12 protein-coding genes are annotated in these 15,253 nt (G+C 64.3%); 7 read left to right on the plus strand and 5 right to left on the minus strand.

Translation table 11 applies throughout. From position 1 onward, the window contains the following. Positions 1–164 precede the first annotated feature (164 nt). The 3 genes from XB14_RS03110 (at position 165) to der (ending at position 3,531) form a co-directional block, all read left to right on the plus strand. Positions 165–752 (plus strand): NnrU family protein, encoded by a 588-nt coding sequence (locus XB14_RS03110; RefSeq protein WP_077960151.1) that lies wholly within the window; start codon positions 165–167, stop codon positions 750–752. 285 nt (positions 753–1,037) lie between these two features. After that, entirely contained in the window at positions 1,038–1,706 is a 669-nt protein-coding gene (locus XB14_RS03115; protein WP_077960152.1) for a tetratricopeptide repeat protein, read from the plus strand. A 394-nt stretch (positions 1,707–2,100) separates the two neighbouring features. Then, positions 2,101–3,531 carry a ribosome biogenesis GTPase Der gene (gene der, locus XB14_RS03120; RefSeq protein ID WP_077960153.1) on the plus strand — a complete coding sequence of 477 codons (1,431 nt, stop codon included), beginning with the start codon at positions 2,101–2,103 and terminating at the stop codon, positions 3,529–3,531. A 72-nt stretch (positions 3,532–3,603) separates the two neighbouring features. Here the strand turns inward: der and XB14_RS03125 are convergent, their stop codons facing one another. Next, complete coding sequence (locus tag XB14_RS03125; protein ID WP_077960154.1) at positions 3,604–4,521, minus strand: sugar kinase; 918 nt, start codon at positions 4,519–4,521, stop codon at positions 3,604–3,606. A 175-nt stretch (positions 4,522–4,696) separates the two neighbouring features. On the opposite strand from XB14_RS03125, the gene XB14_RS03130 reads away from it, so the two are divergent. Continuing rightward, positions 4,697–6,328, plus strand: coding sequence for an alpha-glucosidase family protein (locus XB14_RS03130; RefSeq protein ID WP_077960155.1), 1,632 nt, complete (start codon positions 4,697–4,699; stop codon positions 6,326–6,328). Continuing rightward, positions 6,328–6,792: an aminoglycoside 6'-N-acetyltransferase gene (gene aac(6'), locus XB14_RS03135; protein WP_077960156.1), complete on the plus strand. Its 465-nt coding sequence runs from the start codon at positions 6,328–6,330 to the stop codon at positions 6,790–6,792. Before XB14_RS03130 ends, aac(6') begins: the two co-directional genes overlap by 1 nt. A gap of 13 nt (positions 6,793–6,805) precedes the next feature. Here the strand turns inward: aac(6') and ade are convergent, their stop codons facing one another. Together ade and XB14_RS03145 are read right to left on the minus strand one after the other, a co-directional pair. After that, positions 6,806–8,503 carry an adenine deaminase gene (ade, locus tag XB14_RS03140; protein WP_077960157.1) on the minus strand — a complete coding sequence of 566 codons (1,698 nt, stop codon included), beginning with the start codon at positions 8,501–8,503 and terminating at the stop codon, positions 6,806–6,808. A 133-nt stretch (positions 8,504–8,636) separates the two neighbouring features. Then, positions 8,637–9,962 carry an aspartate aminotransferase family protein gene (locus XB14_RS03145; protein ID WP_077960158.1) on the minus strand — a complete coding sequence of 442 codons (1,326 nt, stop codon included), beginning with the start codon at positions 9,960–9,962 and terminating at the stop codon, positions 8,637–8,639. Positions 9,963–10,226: 264 nt separating this feature from the next. On the opposite strand from XB14_RS03145, the gene XB14_RS03150 reads away from it, so the two are divergent. Together XB14_RS03150 and XB14_RS03155 are read left to right on the plus strand one after the other, a co-directional pair. Then, complete coding sequence (locus XB14_RS03150) at positions 10,227–12,479, plus strand: glycoside hydrolase family 9 protein (protein WP_234803937.1); 2,253 nt, start codon at positions 10,227–10,229, stop codon at positions 12,477–12,479. 60 nt (positions 12,480–12,539) lie between these two features. After that, positions 12,540–13,628 carry a Gfo/Idh/MocA family protein gene (locus XB14_RS03155; protein WP_234803946.1) on the plus strand — a complete coding sequence of 363 codons (1,089 nt, stop codon included), beginning with the start codon at positions 12,540–12,542 and terminating at the stop codon, positions 13,626–13,628. Between the two features lie 53 nt (positions 13,629–13,681). Here the strand turns inward: XB14_RS03155 and XB14_RS03160 are convergent, their stop codons facing one another. After that, positions 13,682–14,719, minus strand: coding sequence for a Gfo/Idh/MocA family protein (locus tag XB14_RS03160; protein ID WP_077960161.1), 1,038 nt, complete (start codon positions 14,717–14,719; stop codon positions 13,682–13,684). A 179-nt stretch (positions 14,720–14,898) separates the two neighbouring features. Next, positions 14,899–15,243: an ArsR/SmtB family transcription factor gene (locus XB14_RS03165; protein ID WP_077960162.1), complete on the minus strand. Its 345-nt coding sequence runs from the start codon at positions 15,241–15,243 to the stop codon at positions 14,899–14,901. Between the last annotated feature and the right edge of the window lie 10 nt (positions 15,244–15,253).

Below are 15,253 nucleotides of genomic sequence, written 5' to 3' on the forward strand. Positions count from 1 at the left end.
GGTCTGGAAAAAATGCGCCATCAAGGCTACTCCATAGCGACGGGGGCAGAATCGGCCCCAAGAACCGATGGCACTGAAAATCAACGCGCTGCAGCGGTCTGCTCCCGTCTTCCTTTGACGCGCGGCGCTGAGCTTGCCCGATACTCGAACAAAGCGGTGGCCCCATGGCGATACTCGTTCTCGGCATCATCATCTTTCTTGGAATGCACCTGATCCGCGTGGTCGCGCCCGGTTTTCGCGCCGGCATCATCGAGAGCCGCGGCAAGGGCACCTGGATGGGGATCTATGCGATCCTCAGCCTCATCGGCCTCTGTCTGATCATCTATGGCTTCGGCCAGGCCCGCAGCGAAACGGGCATGCTCTACGATCCGCCGGTGTTCCTGCGCCATATCGCGCTGCTCCTGATGCTTTTCGCCTTCATATTCCTTGCAGCCGGCTTCCTCCCGGCCGGGCGCATCGCCGTTGCGGTCAAGCATCCGCAGGTGCTGTCGATCAAGATCTGGGCGTTGTCACACCTCCTGGCGAACGGCGAGACATCCTCCGTCCTGCTGTTCGGTTCGTTTCTCGCCTGGGCGGTGATCCTGCGCATCTCGCTGAAACGCCGCGAGCGGGCCGGAGAGCGCGTGCTGCCGGTGTTCAAGTCGGCCTCCAACGACGTGCTCGCCATCGTCATCGGCCTTGCCGCCTACGGGCTCTTCGTCTGGAAGCTGCACGAATGGTTGATCGGCGTTGCACCGGTCGTTATGGGCTAGCGCAATATCCAGCCAAAGGGCGCAGCGGTGTTGCGTCCGGAATTGCAGTAACAGAAAATTTAGAGCGACGGAGGTGGCTTCGTGTCGACCGTAGGCGCTCTAAATCACGTCGGCCCCCTTACAAGCGCCGCAAAATCGGGTAGAAGGCGCAAAATCCATGAGAGTGCGGCGGGTGCGGCAAGGACCCTTCGTGCGTGCTCGAACAGTTTGAGAGCGTCCGTTCCGCCGATCGGCATCAGATCATCGGCGTGACGGGCCAGTGTGCAGGCAAGGCCGGGGCAATAGATGGCGAACCAAGACGACAGCTTTATCCGCGAGGTCAATGAGGAACTGCGTTCCGACCAGATGAAGAGCATCTGGACCCGCTTCGGCGGGGTCATCGTGGCGATCGCCGTGCTCATCGTTCTCGGCACGATCGGCAAGGTCGGCTTCGACTATTGGCAGGACGGCGCGTCCTCGAAGTCGGGCGATGCGTTCCTGCAGGCGCTCAACCTCGCCAAGGAAAACAAGCCGGACGAGGCGCTGGCTGCGTTGAACGGCCTCGAAAAGGACGGCTACGGCGCCTATCCGGTGCTTGCGCGCCTGCGTGCAGCCACGCTCCAGGCCCAGAAGGGTGAGGCGGGCGCGGCCGTCAAGGCCTTTTCCGATATCGGCAAGGATGCCGGCGTTCCCGAAGCCATCCGCGACGCGGCTCGCCTGCGCGCCGCCTATCTGCTGGTCGACGCCGGCAGCTACGAGCAGGTCTCGGCCGAAGTCGAACAGCTGACGACGCCGCAGAACAACATGCGCCATTCGGCGCGTGAAGCCCTTGGCCTTGCGGCCTACAAGGCCGGCGACTATGCCAAGGCGAAAACCTGGTTCCAGCAGATCGTCGACGACGCACAGAGCCCGCGCAACGTCACCGGTCGCGCCCAGATGCTGCTCGACGTGATCGCCGCCAGCGGCAAGGCGTAAGTTTTTGCCTGTCCTCTCGGGGAGGGCACAGGGTGCAAGACCCTTTCGAATCAGCGCATGATCCCAAAATCGGTCTCGATCTTGGGGTTGTGCGCTAAAGCATTTAAAGCAGTTCCAGCAAAAGTGCGTAAGCGGTTTTGCGCCCGGAACTGCGGCAGACAAGACAAGCAGTTCCAGCAAAAGTGCGTAGCGGTTTTGCGCCCGGGAACTGCGTAAGACAGACAAACAGTTCCAGCAATAGTGCGTAAGCGGTTTTGCGTTCGGGGCTGTGACAATCAGACGGAGCATTCCTCAGGGGACAAGCTCCCGTGCCGCCTGGATGCGGCAATGAACGAAAATATGAGCGCGGCCCATAAGATTGGCTGCCGCGCCCCAAGCGGAAACGGATAGATCCATGAGCTTCACCGTCGCCATCGTCGGGCGTCCCAATGTCGGCAAGTCCACCTTGTTCAACCGTCTGGTCGGCAAGAAGCTGGCGCTCGTCGACGATACGCCGGGAGTTACCCGTGACCGTCGGCCGGGTGACGCCAAGCTGATTGACCTGCGCTTCCGCATCATCGATACCGCCGGTCTCGAGCAGTCGGCTCCCGACACGCTGCAGGGGCGCATGTGGGCGCAGACCGAGGCCGCGATCGACGAAGCCGATCTTTCGCTGTTCCTGGTTGACGCCAAGGGCGGACTGACGCCGGCAGACGAGACGCTTGCCGAAATGCTGCGCCGCCGCGGCAAGCCGGTGGTGCTGGTCGCCAACAAGTCGGAGGCGCGCGGTTCCGACGGTGGCTTCTACGATGCCTTCACGCTCGGCCTTGGCGAGCCGTGCCCGATCTCGGCCGAACACGGCCAGGGCATGCTCGATCTGCGCGACGCGATCGTCGCTGCGATCGGCGAAGAACGGGCCTACCCGCCGGAAGACGACGTGGCCGAAACCGATATCGATCTGCGCCCCACGTTCAAGGACGACGGTGAAGACGAAGAGGTGGAGACCGCTTATGACGAGACCAAGCCGCTGCGCGTGGCGATCGTCGGCCGACCGAACGCCGGCAAGTCGACGCTGATCAACCGCTTCCTTGGCGAAGACCGGCTTTTGACCGGTCCGGAAGCCGGCATCACCCGCGATTCCATCTCGGTCGAATGGGACTGGCGCGGCCGTACCATCAAGATGTTCGACACGGCCGGCATGCGACGCAAGGCGAAGGTGCAGGAGAAGCTTGAAAAGCTCTCGGTCGCCGATGCGCTGCGCGCTATCCGCTTTGCCGAAACGGTCGTAATCGTCTTCGACGCGACCATTCCCTTCGAGAAGCAGGACCTGCAGATCGTCGACCTCGTCCTGCGTGAGGGCAGGGCGGCCGTGCTCGCCTTCAACAAGTGGGATCTGGTCGAGGACTGGCAGGCGGTGCTTGCCGATCTTCGCGAAAAGACCGAGCGGCTGCTGCCGCAGGCGCGCGGCATCCGCGCCGTGCCGATCTCCGGCCACACCGGCTATGGTCTCGACCGGCTGATGCAGGCGATCATCGAGACCGACAAGACCTGGAACCGCCGCATCTCGACCGCGCGGCTCAATCGCTGGCTGGAATCGCAGACGATCCAGCATCCGCCACCGGCCGTTTCCGGCCGCCGCCTGAAATTGAAGTACATGACGCAGGTTAAGGCCCGCCCGCCGGGCTTCATGATCTCGTGCACCCGCCCCGACGCGCTGCCGGAATCCTACATCCGCTACCTGATCAATGGCCTGCGCAACGATTTCGACCTGCCGGGCGTGCCGATCCGCATGCACTTCCGTTCGGGCGACAACCCGTACGAGTCCAAGGCGAAGAAGCGCCGCTAAAGAGGGAGCGGAAAACCAAACAGGCTTTCCGTCTGCATCCTTCCTAAAGTTCCTGAAAAGTGACCCCGCCGCTCACGCGGCAGGCAGCTTCTCCCGCGCCACGAGCGCGCCGTGATGGCCGATGACGCCGGCGGCGACGCTTGCCGCAAAGGCGGCGGCCTGGGCCGGCTTGTCGCCTGCCACCAAGCGGGAGACGAAGGCGCCGTTGAAGCTGTCGCCGGCGCTGGTCGTATCGACCACGCGCTCGACCGGGGTTGCCGGCACATGCTCAACCGGGGCATCGCCAAAGGCGAGCGTCACGCCCTTCTCGCCATCCTTGACGACGACGTTGGCGGCGCCGAGGCTCTTGTAACGGGCAATCGTCGCGTCGATCGAAGCATCGCCGAAATGGGTGATTTCGTCGTCGAAGCTCGGCATCACCAGGGTGGCGGCACGGGCGCCGTCGGTCAGCGTGCGGCGCATGCGCTCGGCATCGTCCCAGAGCCGCGGGCGAATGTTCGGGTCGAAGACGACCAGCTTGCCGGCAGCCTTCGCGCGGCGCAGTTCCGACAGCAGCGTTTCCACCGCATCGGGGGCAAGGATCGCCAGCGTGATGCCCGAGAAGAGGATGAGATCGGAGCTTTCGATCGCGCCTCTGAGGTGCTCGGCGTCGTCGGCAAGCAGCTTGGCGGCCGAGTGCGAGCGCCAATAGGAGAAGCTGCGCTCGCCGTCCTTCAGGTGGATCATGTAGAGGCCGGCGGAACGGTTCTCGATGCGGCGCACGGCTGACGTGTCGATCTGCTTTTCCGCCATGAAGGCCAGCATCTCGTCGGAGACCGTGTCGGTGCCGACGGCGGAGCAATAGGCGACGGTCCAGTCCGAGGGCATGAAGAGCCGTGCATAATAGGCGGCGTTGAAGGTATCACCGGCATAGCCTTTGCGCAGCAGCCCGCCTTCCGCCTGCATGAGCTCGACCATGCACTCCCCGATCGCAAGCATCTTTCCGGCCAACGACTTTTCTCCTCACAAGATTTCGCCTGAGACGGGATAAGGGTCTCGATCGTTCTGGGCAAGAGATAGTTTCCGGCCGATTTGGCGGCGACCTGCGCGTGGCGGCGAACGGCGTTTACTCCGACGCCGGGCAACGCTACACCTTTGCGCGACAGACCGTCTTCAGGAGGCTTACATGGCGTCTCGGCAGGTATCGCGTGACGATTGGTGGCGCGGCGCGGTGATCTATCAGATCTATCCGCGCTCCTTCCAGGATACCGACGACGACGGCATCGGCGACCTCAAGGGCGTCACCCGCAGGCTGTCGCACATCGCCTCGCTCGGCGTCGATGCGATCTGGCTGTCGCCGTTCTTCACCTCGCCGCAGGCCGACATGGGCTACGACGTCTCGGACTACTGCGACGTCGATCCGATGTTCGGCACGCTCGCCGATTTCGACGAGATGCTGGCGGAAGCCCATCGCTTGGGCCTGAAGGTGATCATCGACCAGGTGATCTCCCACACCTCCGACCGGCATCCCTGGTTCGTCGAGAGCCGTTCGAGCCGAACGAGCGGGAAGGCGGACTGGTATGTCTGGGCCGATCCGAAGCCGGACGGCACAGCGCCCAACAACTGGCTGTCGATCTTCGGCGGGCCCGCCTGGGAATGGGACGGGGTGCGCAAGCAGTACTACATGCACAACTTCTTAGGCTCGCAGCCGGACCTCAACTTTCACAATCCCGAAGTTCAGGACGCAGTGCTCGATGCTGCCCGCTTCTGGCTCGACCGCGGGGTCGACGGCTTCCGTCTCGACACGGTCAACTTCTACTTCCACGACAACCACCTGCGGGACAACCCGCCGCTCGTGCCGGATCCGGATGCGACCAGCAACGATGCGCCCGACGTGAACCCCTACGGCATGCAGGACCATCTCCACGACAAGAGCCAGCCGGAAAACATCGCCTTCCTCGCGCGGTTCCGGGCGTTGCTTGATCGCTACGAAGGCCGCATGACCGTCGGCGAGGTGGGCGACGGCGCCCGCTCGCTGAAGACCGTGGCCGCCTATACCAGCGGCGGCGACAAGCTCAACATGTGTTACACCTTCGACCTCTTAGGCCCGGATTTCACCGCGACCCATATCCGCCGCTGCGTCGAGAATTTTCAGAAGGCGGTGACCGACGGCTGGGTCTGCTGGGCCTTTTCCAACCACGACGTGACCCGCCATGTCAGCCGCTTTGCCCGCAACGAAGCGGAGCGGGAGAAGGTGGCGCGGCTGGCGATCACGCTGCTTTCGAGCCTGCGCGGCTCGATCTGCCTCTATCAAGGCGAGGAACTGGGACTGCCGGAAGCCGAGCTTGCCTTCGAAGACCTGCGCGATCCCTATGGCATCCGCTTCTGGCCGTCCTACAAGGGCCGCGACGGTTGCCGCACGCCGATGGTTTGGGAGCAAGCGGCGGCGAATGCCGGCTTCTCACGGGGCAAGCCGTGGCTGCCGGTGCCCGAGGGGCATCGGCGTCTGTCGCTCGACGCGCAGCAAACCCGCGACACGGTGCTCGATCACTATCGCGCGACACTCGCCTTCCGCCGATCGCAGCCCGCGCTCAGCGATGGCGCGATGCGTTTCCTCGACACGAACAGCGATCTCCTGGCCTTCGTTCGCGAAAGGGATGGCGAGCGGCTGCTTTTCGTCTTCAACCTGACCCGCGAGCCCCAGGAGTTCCTGGCGCCCCCGACGATCACGCCCCTGGATTTGCCCGGATATCCGGCGCGGCTGGAAGCCGGTAGCATCAAGGTCGCCGGATTGTCGGCCTTCTCAGGGAAATTCTGATGCGCGTTTTGTTGATGGATGGCGAAACCATCGGCCGCTGGGTCGAGATGCGCCTGGCGCTCTGGCCGGAGACGCCGGAAGCGGAGCATCGCGCCGAAGTCGAATCCAGTCTTGCGGAGGGCGACCGCTACGCCTCGTTCCTTTGCGAGGACGAAGCCGGCGTCGCTGCCGGTTTCGCGGAAGCGTCGATCCGCCACGATTACGTCAACGGCTGCGAGACCTCGCCCGTTGGCTTCCTCGAAGGTATTTACGTCTTGCCCGCCTACCGCCGCCGCGGCGTGGCGCGCGCCCTGATCACCGCGGTCGAACGCTGGGCCACAAGCCAGGGCTGTCAGGAGCTTGCCTCCGACACGGCGACCGACAATCTCAGGAGCCAGAGCCTGCACATGGCGCTCGGCTTCGAGGAGACGGAGCGCGTCGTCTATTTCCGCAAGGAACTGGCGCCCGCCGTGGCCGACAACTGAGCGCCGCCGCCAATCACCCGATCAGCATGAATTTGTCGACATCGACCAGCCCGCGATCCGAAATCTTCAGATGCGGGATGACCGGCAGCGGCAGGAAGGCGAGCTGCAGGAAGGGTTCCTCCAGCGTTGCGCCGAGCGCGAAGGCGGCGTGGCGCAGGTGGTGCAGCGTGTCGCGCACGCTCTCATAGGGCTCCAGGCTCATCAGGCCTGCGACCGGAAGCGCGATCTCGCCGGTCACCTGGCCGTCTTCGACGACGACGAAGCCGCCCTTGATTTCGCCGAGCCGGTTGGCGGCGATCGCCATGTCCTCGTCGTTGACGCCGACGACGCAGATGTTGTGGCTGTCATGGCCGACGGTCGAGGCGATCGCGCCCTTCTTCAGCCCAAACCCCTGCACGAAGCCATTGGCATGGTTGCCGTTGACGCCGTGGCGCTCGATGACGGCGACCTTGATGATGTCGCGGCCGAGATCGACGCCGGTCTGGTTGCCGACGGCGGGCAGCCGGTAGCGGCGGTGCTCGGTGATGATCTTGCCGGGCAGAACGCCGATGACCGAGGTGTCGCCGTCTGCGACCGAAATGCCGAAGGCGCTGGCATGGACTTGGCCGGCCTTGACGCTGTCGAGCCCAACGGGCGCGACCGGATTGCGGGTGGCAAAGAGCGCGTCCGTGACGCGTCGGCCACCGGAGAACACCGTTTCGGCCTTGCAGTTTTCCAGGCTGTCGATGATGACGAGATCGGCGCGCCAGCCGGGCGCGACCAGGCCGCGGTCGCGCAGCCCGAAGGCGCGGGCGGCCGAGATCGAGGCGGCGCGATAGATCGCCAGCGGCTCGACGCCGGCGGATATCGCCGTGCGGATCATATGGTCGAGGTGACCCTGTTCGGCGATGTCGAGCGGATTGCGATCATCGGTGCAGAGCGCCAGATGCGGCGACAGCCGTTCGGTGATGATGGGCATCAGCGCATGCAGGTCCTTGGAGACCGAGCCCTCACGCACCAGGATGTGCATGCCCTTGCGGATCTTCTCCATGGCTTCTTCGGCTGAGGTGCATTCATGGTCGGTGCGGATGCCGGCTGAGAGATAGCCGTTCAGGTCCTTGCCCGACAGCAGCGGCGCGTGGCCGTCGATGTGGGCACCCTGGAAGGCCTCGAGCTTGGCGAGGCAGATCGGGTCCTTGTGGACGACGCCGGGGAAATTCATGAACTCGGCAAGGCCGATCACCTTCGGATGATGGCGGAAGGGCAGGAGACGTTCGATCGGCAAGTCGGCGCCCGACGTTTCCAGATGCGTCGCCGGCACGCAGGAGGAGAGCTGGACGCGGATGTCCATGATCGTCTCGAGCGCGGAATCGAGGAAATACTCGATGCCCTCTGTGCCGAGCACGTTGGCGATCTCGTGCGGGTCGCAGACGACGGTGGTGATGCCGAGCGGCAGGACGCAGCGGTCGAACTCGTGCGGGGTGACGAGCGAGGATTCGATGTGCAGATGCGTGTCGATGAAGCCGGGGACGACGATGCGGCCGGAAATGTCGATTTCCTCGCGCCCCTTATAGTTGCCGAAGGTGCCGACGATGCGGTCGCCCGAGATCGCGATGTCGGAGGCGACGAGTTCGCCGGTGACGAGGTCGAAGAACCGTCCGCCCTTCAAGACGATGTCGGCCGGCTCGCGTCCGACGCCCTGATCGATATAGCGTTCCAGCGCTTCGGACATGAGGCAACTCCATTTCTTATACGCGCCCCGAATGCTCTCTCGGCGGGACGACGCTTGGTTTCATTGTTGCAGATAAGAGTAACCCTCTCCCCGTTGCCGGGGAAAGGGTTCTGATGGCCAGGATGAGGCTGGCTTAGATATTGCTGTTGAGAACGGCGCGAAGCTTGCCGAAGAGCTCGTCGATCTCGGCCTTGCTGATGATCAGCGGCGGCGACAGCGCGATGATGTCGCCGGTGGTGCGGATCAACAGGCCGCTCTCATAGGCCTTGAGGAAGGCGGAGAAGGCGCGCTTCGTCGGCTCGCCTGCGATCGGCTGCAGTTCAATCGCGCCGATCAGGCCGAGATTGCGAATGTCGATGACGTGCGGGCAGTCCCTCAGCGAGTGCAGGCCCTCTTCCCAATAGGGGGCGAGCTCGGCGGCGCGGGTCAAGAGGCTCTCTTCCTTGTAGGTGTCGAGCGTGCCGAGTGCTGCGGCGGATGCGATCGGGTTGCCGGAATAGGTGTAGCCGTGGAAGAACTCGATCATGTGCTCCGGGCCGTTCATGAAGGCATCATGGATCTCTGAGGTGACGAAGACGGCGCCCATCGGAATGACGCCGTTGGTGAGCCCCTTGGCCGTGGTGATGATGTCGGGCTTCACGTCGAAATACTGGGCGGCAAATGGCGTGCCGAGGCGGCCGAAACCGGTGATGACTTCATCGAAGATCAACAGGATGCCGTGCTTGGTGCAGATCTCGCGCAGCTTCTGCAGGTAGCCCTTCGGCGGGATCAGCACGCCGGTGGAGCCGGCCACGGGCTCGACGATCACGGCCGCGATGGTCGAGGCGTCGTGCAGCGTGACGATGCGCTCGAGTTCGGTGGCGATATCGCCGCCATGCTCCGGCTCGCCGCGGGTGAAGCCGTTCTGGGCCGGCAAGTGGGTGTGCGGCATATGGTCGACGCCGGTGAGCAACGTGCCGAACATCTTGCGGTTGGAGACAATGCCGCCGACCGAAATGCCGCCAAAATTGACGCCGTGATAGCCGCGCTCGCGACCAATCAGGCGGAACCGGGAGCCGTCGCCCTTGGCGCGGTGATAGGCGAGCGCAACTTTAAGCGCCGTATCTACCGATTCCGAGCCAGAGTTGGTGTAGAGAACGTGGTTCATGCCCTCGGGCGCGATGTCGACCAGGCGGTTCGCCAGTTCGAAGGCCTTGGGATGGCCGAGCTGGAAGGCCGGCGCATAGTCGAGCTCGCCCGCCTGCTCGCGGATCGCCTCGGTGATCTTCGGGCGGCAATGACCGGCGTTGACGCACCACAGACCCGCCGTGCCGTCCAGCACCGTGCGACCGTCATGGGTCGTGTAGTGCATGTCCTTGGCGCCGACGAAGAGGCGTGGCTCCTTCTTGAACTGCCGGTTCGCGGTGAACGGCATCCAGAAGGCGCGCAGGTCGTTCGGCGTGTTGAGGCGGTTCGACATTCCAGTTCTCCTCGGTCTCTTGTGTCACGTGGGCGTTGTTGCCGCCCATATTTTTACCCTTTGGTCAAACTATCAGGGCACCGGTGCGCGTCAAGCCTCGCGCCGGTCAACCAGGCAGGTCGCGAGGGGTCTTGGCGACAGCGAAATTTCGCCGCGCCGCCGGATCTTTTCTCAAGCTTAACTTGTTTGCGGCAACGCTCTGCTGCCATGGCTTGTCGGCTCCGTGGCGCCTTTTGAATGACCGGCGAGTTCGGAGTTGGAAACGTGTCGAGGTTCGGGATAGCACACGCGGCGATTGCCGTGCTCTTCGTGCCGGGCCTGGCAAAGGGCGCCGAGCTGATCGCTGACGGCCAGTTTGACAAGAAACAGGATACGTTCTGGGCGAGCGACGGGATGACGCTTGTGCGGGAGAGCCGCCAGCTTTGCGTCGAGGTTGAGCGAGGCGGGGAAGCCTGGGACCAACTCATAGGCACCAACGGACTGAGGCTCGAGCCCGGTCGCATCTATCGTCTGTCGATGAAGGTGGTCGCTGAGCCGGCGCGCAGCGTCCAGGCAAGGGTGCAGCGGGCCGCCGATCCCTGGACCACGGTGGACGAGTTTACGATCAAAGGCACGCCGGAGGGCAGCCTGTTTTCGGCGGAATTCGCGGGGCAGGAACCGGATGAGGCGCAGCTCGTGTTTCCACTCGGCGGCGGTGAGAGCGGACGCCTTTGCCTCGACGACGTATCGCTGGTGGCGACCGGGGCTTCGTCGCCGGCGGCGCGGCGGGCGGCCGAAGGGCCGGCCATTCGCGTCAACCAGCTCGGCTACCTGACGGATGGCCCGAAGCGCGCGACGTTCGTCGCCGACGCGAAACGACCGATCGACTTTCAACTGTTGGATTCCGCGGACAAGATCGTCGGCAAGGGCAAGACGCAGCCCCACGGTTACGATCCGACGGCCGGGGTCGAGACGCAGGTTGCGGACTTCTCGGCGTTCAAGACGCCGGGCGACGGCTATCGACTGGTGTCGGGCGACTGGGCGAGCGACCGCTTTTCGATCGGTGACGATCTCTATGCGCGGCTGCGGGTCGATGCGCTGTCCTGGTTCTATCCGCAGAGAAGCGGGATCGAGATAAAGGCGGCAATCGCCGGCAAGGCCTATGCCCGGCCGGCCGGCCATGTCGGCGTCGCGCCGAACCAGGGCGACAAGGCAGTTCCCTGCCTCGGTGGCGCGCTGGCCGATGCGCTCTATGGCGGGTGGTCCTGTTCCTATCAACTTGATGTGACGGGTGGCTGGTACGATGCCGGCGACCACGGAAAATATGCGGTCACCGGAGCGCTGGCGGCCGCCCAGCTGCTTGCCGCCTATGAACGCGGCCTGACCTTCGCCCCCAAGTCGGCGGTGACGCGAGACGGACTGTCGCATATTCCCGAAAACGGCAATGGACTCCCGGACATTCTGGACGAGGCGCGCTGGGAGCTGGAGTTCCTGCTGCGGATGATGGTCCCCGACGGAGAGCCGCTCGCCGGCATGGTGCACCACAAGATCCACGATACGGCCTGGACCGCGCCGCCGATGCTGCCGGGAGACGACCCGCAGCCGCGTGCGCTTTACCGTCCTTCGACCGCGGCGACGCTCGATGTCGCGGCGGTCGCAGCCCAGGGCGCGCGGCTTTTTGCCGAGCACAATCCGACATTTTCCGCACGGCTGCTTTCGGCGGCGCGCAAGGCGTGGGTGGCGGCGAATGCCAATCCGGCGCTCCTTGCCCCCAAGTCCGATGGGTTCGGCGGCGGCGGCGACTACGACGACGACAGCATTTCCGACGAGCTCTTATGGGCGGCGAGCGAGCTCTACCTGACGACCGGCAACGACGAATATCTCAAGGCCCTGCGCGCCTCGCCGCTCTGGGAGGCGGATGTCCTCTCTCCCGGCGGCGCTTTTCACTGGCGCGACGTTGCCGGTTTCGCGCGGTTGCAACTCGCCCTTTATGGCAAGGCTCTGCCAGTGGCGGACCGCGAAACGGTCCGCCAATCGGTGCTCTCGACCGCGCAACACCTCTTGTCGCTGCAACAGGCTGAACCCTTTGGCATCGTCTACTCGCCCGCAAACAGGCGCTACGACTGGGGATCGAACCAGTTGATGCTGCAGAATCTGGTGGTGCTGTCGGCCGCCTTCGATCTCTCGGGTGAGAGGGCCTTTCTCGACGGCGCGCGCGAGGGCATGGACTATATTCTCGGACGCAATGCGATGGGTCTTTCCTATGTCACCGGCTATGGCAGCCGCTCGCCGCAGAATCAGCACAGCCGCTGGTATGCCCGTCAGCGCGATGCAAGCCTGCCAACCCCGCCCGTCGGCTCGCTTGCCGGCGGTCCGAACTCGACCTTTGTCGACGACATCGCCAGGGAGCAGTTGCGCGGCTGCGCGCCGCAGACCTGCTATGTCGACGACATCGAAGCCTATGGGTCCAATGAAATCGCCATCAACTGGAATGCGCCGCTCGTTTACGTCGCGTCGTTCCTGGCCGATGCGCGCTAGGAGACGGGAAGCGTGACCGGGATTGCCTTTGTCGGAACCGGCTTTGTCGCCGATTACTACATGACGACGCTTGCCAACCATCCGGAGCTGCGGCTTGTCGGCGTCTGGGACCGCGATGCGGAGCGCCTCGATGCCTTCGCGCGCTACTGGACGGTTTCGGCCTATGCGTCGCTGGACGCCGTGCTTGCCGATCCCGCAGTGTCGATCGTCGTCAATCTGACCACACCGGAGAGTCACTATACCGTAAATTGCGTGGCACTTTCGGCTGGAAAGCACGTCTATTGCGAAAAGCCCCTGGCGATGACGGTGGATCAGGCGGGCGAACTCGTCGAGCTGGCAAAGGTCAGGGGGCTGGTGCTTGCGGGCGCGCCGGCCAATGGCCTTAGCGACGCGCAGGCGCTTTGTGCTCGTCTGCTCGCGGACGGCGTCATCGGCACGCCGCGGCTCGTCTATGCCGAGATGGAAGACGGCCCGGTGTTCAGGGCCAACTGGCGCGCCTGGCGCAGCCGCTCTGGCGCTCGCTGGCCGGGCGTGCATGAGTTCGAGGTCGGCTGCACGCTCGAACATGCGGGTTACGCAGCAAGCTGGCTTGTCTCGCTCTTCGGCCCGGTCGCCGAAGTCAGTGCCGTCTCGGCGCTGACCTTTCCGGACAAGGGGCCGGGAACCGAGACGCTGGCGCTCGGGCCCGATTTTTCCGTGGGCTGCCTGACGTTCCGCTCCGGCGTGACGGCGCGGGTCACCTGTGGGCTTGCGGCGCCGCGCGATCGCTCGCTGACCATCATCGGCGACAAGGGCATGATCTCCGTTCGCGATCTCTGGGACAATCGTTCGCCGATCCACGTGGAATCGTTCGGGGCGAAACGGCCGCTCCTCCACCGCGGGCTCGACTGGCTGGAATGGAAACTCGGCCGCAAGCTACCGGTGCGGCTCTATCCCGGAACGAAGATGCGCTATCCGACGGCGCCATCGGCAACGGCGCTTCCGGCTTTTCCGTCGCAGATCGATTTCGTGCGCGGCATTGCGGTCCAGGCGCAGGCGATCAAACGCGGCGAGACACCGTTTTTCTCCGGAGCGACGGCACGACATCTGACGGAGATCGTGCTGGCGCTCAACAGCGGCTGGCGGGACTACCGTCCGCTCGATCTCTGAAACAAACGCGGGAGCACGCCGGGGGGCGCTCGCCGTCTCGTTTCGGGCAAGCGTTACGCCGCCGCCGGCGCCTTTGCGCGGATCGTCTCGATGATCTCCAGGGCCTGGACGCTCGCCGACAGCGGCATCAACGGATGGTCGCGGCGGCCGTCAAGAATGGCCGCACTCGCCGCCTCGATCTCGAATTGCAGGCCGCTGCCGGGAAAGCCATGGTCGTGACGGGCAAGGCCGGGCAGGGGGACATGCCGGGCCAGCCGGTAAGCCGTCTTTCCATTCGATGCGAGCAGATTGCGCGCCGGCCCGCCGGTGGAAACGAACAGCCGGCTCGCCTTCAGGAACGGTGCGTCGATGGCAAGCGTGCCGCGCTCGCCCTCGATGATGAAGCGATTGTGCCCATCTCGGTCGAAGCCGCAGCCGAGCTGAGCGTCAAAGCCGTCATAGGCCAGCCTGATCTTGGCCGAACTGTCGACACCGGTCGGCGCGCTTTTCCACGCGCCGTCGACGGACCGCGGCTGCCCGAAGAGATTGAGGCAAAGCGCGATCGGATAGATGCCGAGGTCCAGCAGCGATCCGCCGCCAAGCGCGGGATCGAAGAAACGGCTGCCGGCGTCGAACGGCTTTTCATAGGCGAGTTCGGCTCGGACATGGCGGATCGCGCCGAGCGTGCCGGCAATCAGCAGCGCGCGAACCCCTGATATCGCCGGGAGGAAACAGGTCCACAGCGCTTCCATGGCAAAGGCGCCACTAGCGGCAGCGGCATTCGCCAGTGCGCGCGCATCGGCCGATGTCGTCGTCAGCGGCTTCTCGACCAGCACTGCCTTGCCGGCGGATAGGACGCGTTCGGCGTGTTCCCGGTGCAGCGCATTGGGCGAAGCGATGTAGATCGCGTCGATATCGCCGGCGTCGGCCAGTGCCTGGATGCCTTGATAGCTGCGGATCCCGCCGAAGCGCGCTGCGAAGGTGCCGGCGGTATCGGCGCTGCGAGACGAAACGGCGACAAGCTCCGCATTGGTCGCGAAGCGAAGGTCGGCGGCAAAACTGTCTGCAATCGTGCCGGTTCCGGCAATGCCCCAGCGGACCTTGTCACGCATATCCCGATGTCCGCTTTCCGGCTGATCCTGTCGCGGCGCATGGTGCCCCGGAAGTCTCAAGGCCCGGTAAATGCCGGCACCTTTCGCGTGCAAACTGGGAAGACTATCCGCCAAAGAATAAGCCCCGCGCGATTTCTCGTGTGGGGCTGTTCGAACGGGTCCGCAAAACGGACCGAATATCAGGCCGATTTGCGGACCGGAGTCTTTTCTGCGGTGGCGTTCTGATCGTCACCGTAGATCTGGTTGAGCGTGCCTAGAATCCGCATGACCGCGTCGGATGAGCTCGAATAGTAAATCGTCTGCGCGTCGCGACGGGTGCTGACGAGATTCTGGGCACGGAGCTTGGAAAGATGCTGGGAGAGAGCCGACTGGCTCAGCCCAACCTTGTTGGCCAATGCGCCGACTGCCATCTCTTCCTTGACAAGGGAATCGAGGATGAGGAGGCGCTTAGGATTTGCCATGGCCGAGAGGAAACCGGCTGCTACCTCGGCTTCATCGTGTTTTTCAGGCGAAAGTGGCTGCATTGCGTGCTCC

It is taken from the genome of Ensifer adhaerens, assembly GCF_002007205.1.
GTDB lineage: Bacteria > Pseudomonadota > Alphaproteobacteria > Rhizobiales > Rhizobiaceae > Ensifer > Ensifer adhaerens_D.

Coding starts and splice junctions, on each gene's coding strand:
- XB14_RS03110 (WP_077960151.1), top strand. CDS start 165: ATGGCGATACTCGTTCTCGGCATCATCATCTTTCTTGGAATGCACCTG.
- XB14_RS03115 (WP_077960152.1), top strand. CDS start 1,038: ATGGCGAACCAAGACGACAGCTTTATCCGCGAGGTCAATGAGGAACTG.
- der (WP_077960153.1), top strand. CDS start 2,101: ATGAGCTTCACCGTCGCCATCGTCGGGCGTCCCAATGTCGGCAAGTCC.
- XB14_RS03130 (WP_077960155.1), top strand. CDS start 4,697: ATGGCGTCTCGGCAGGTATCGCGTGACGATTGGTGGCGCGGCGCGGTG.
- ade (WP_077960157.1), bottom strand. CDS start 8,503: ATGTCCGAAGCGCTGGAACGCTATATCGATCAGGGCGTCGGACGCGAG.
- XB14_RS03145 (WP_077960158.1), bottom strand. CDS start 9,962: ATGTCGAACCGCCTCAACACGCCGAACGACCTGCGCGCCTTCTGGATG.
- XB14_RS03155 (WP_234803946.1), top strand. CDS start 12,540: ATGACGACGCTTGCCAACCATCCGGAGCTGCGGCTTGTCGGCGTCTGG.
- XB14_RS03160 (WP_077960161.1), bottom strand. CDS start 14,719: ATGCGTGACAAGGTCCGCTGGGGCATTGCCGGAACCGGCACGATTGCA.
- XB14_RS03165 (WP_077960162.1), bottom strand. CDS start 15,243: ATGCAGCCACTTTCGCCTGAAAAACACGATGAAGCCGAGGTAGCAGCC.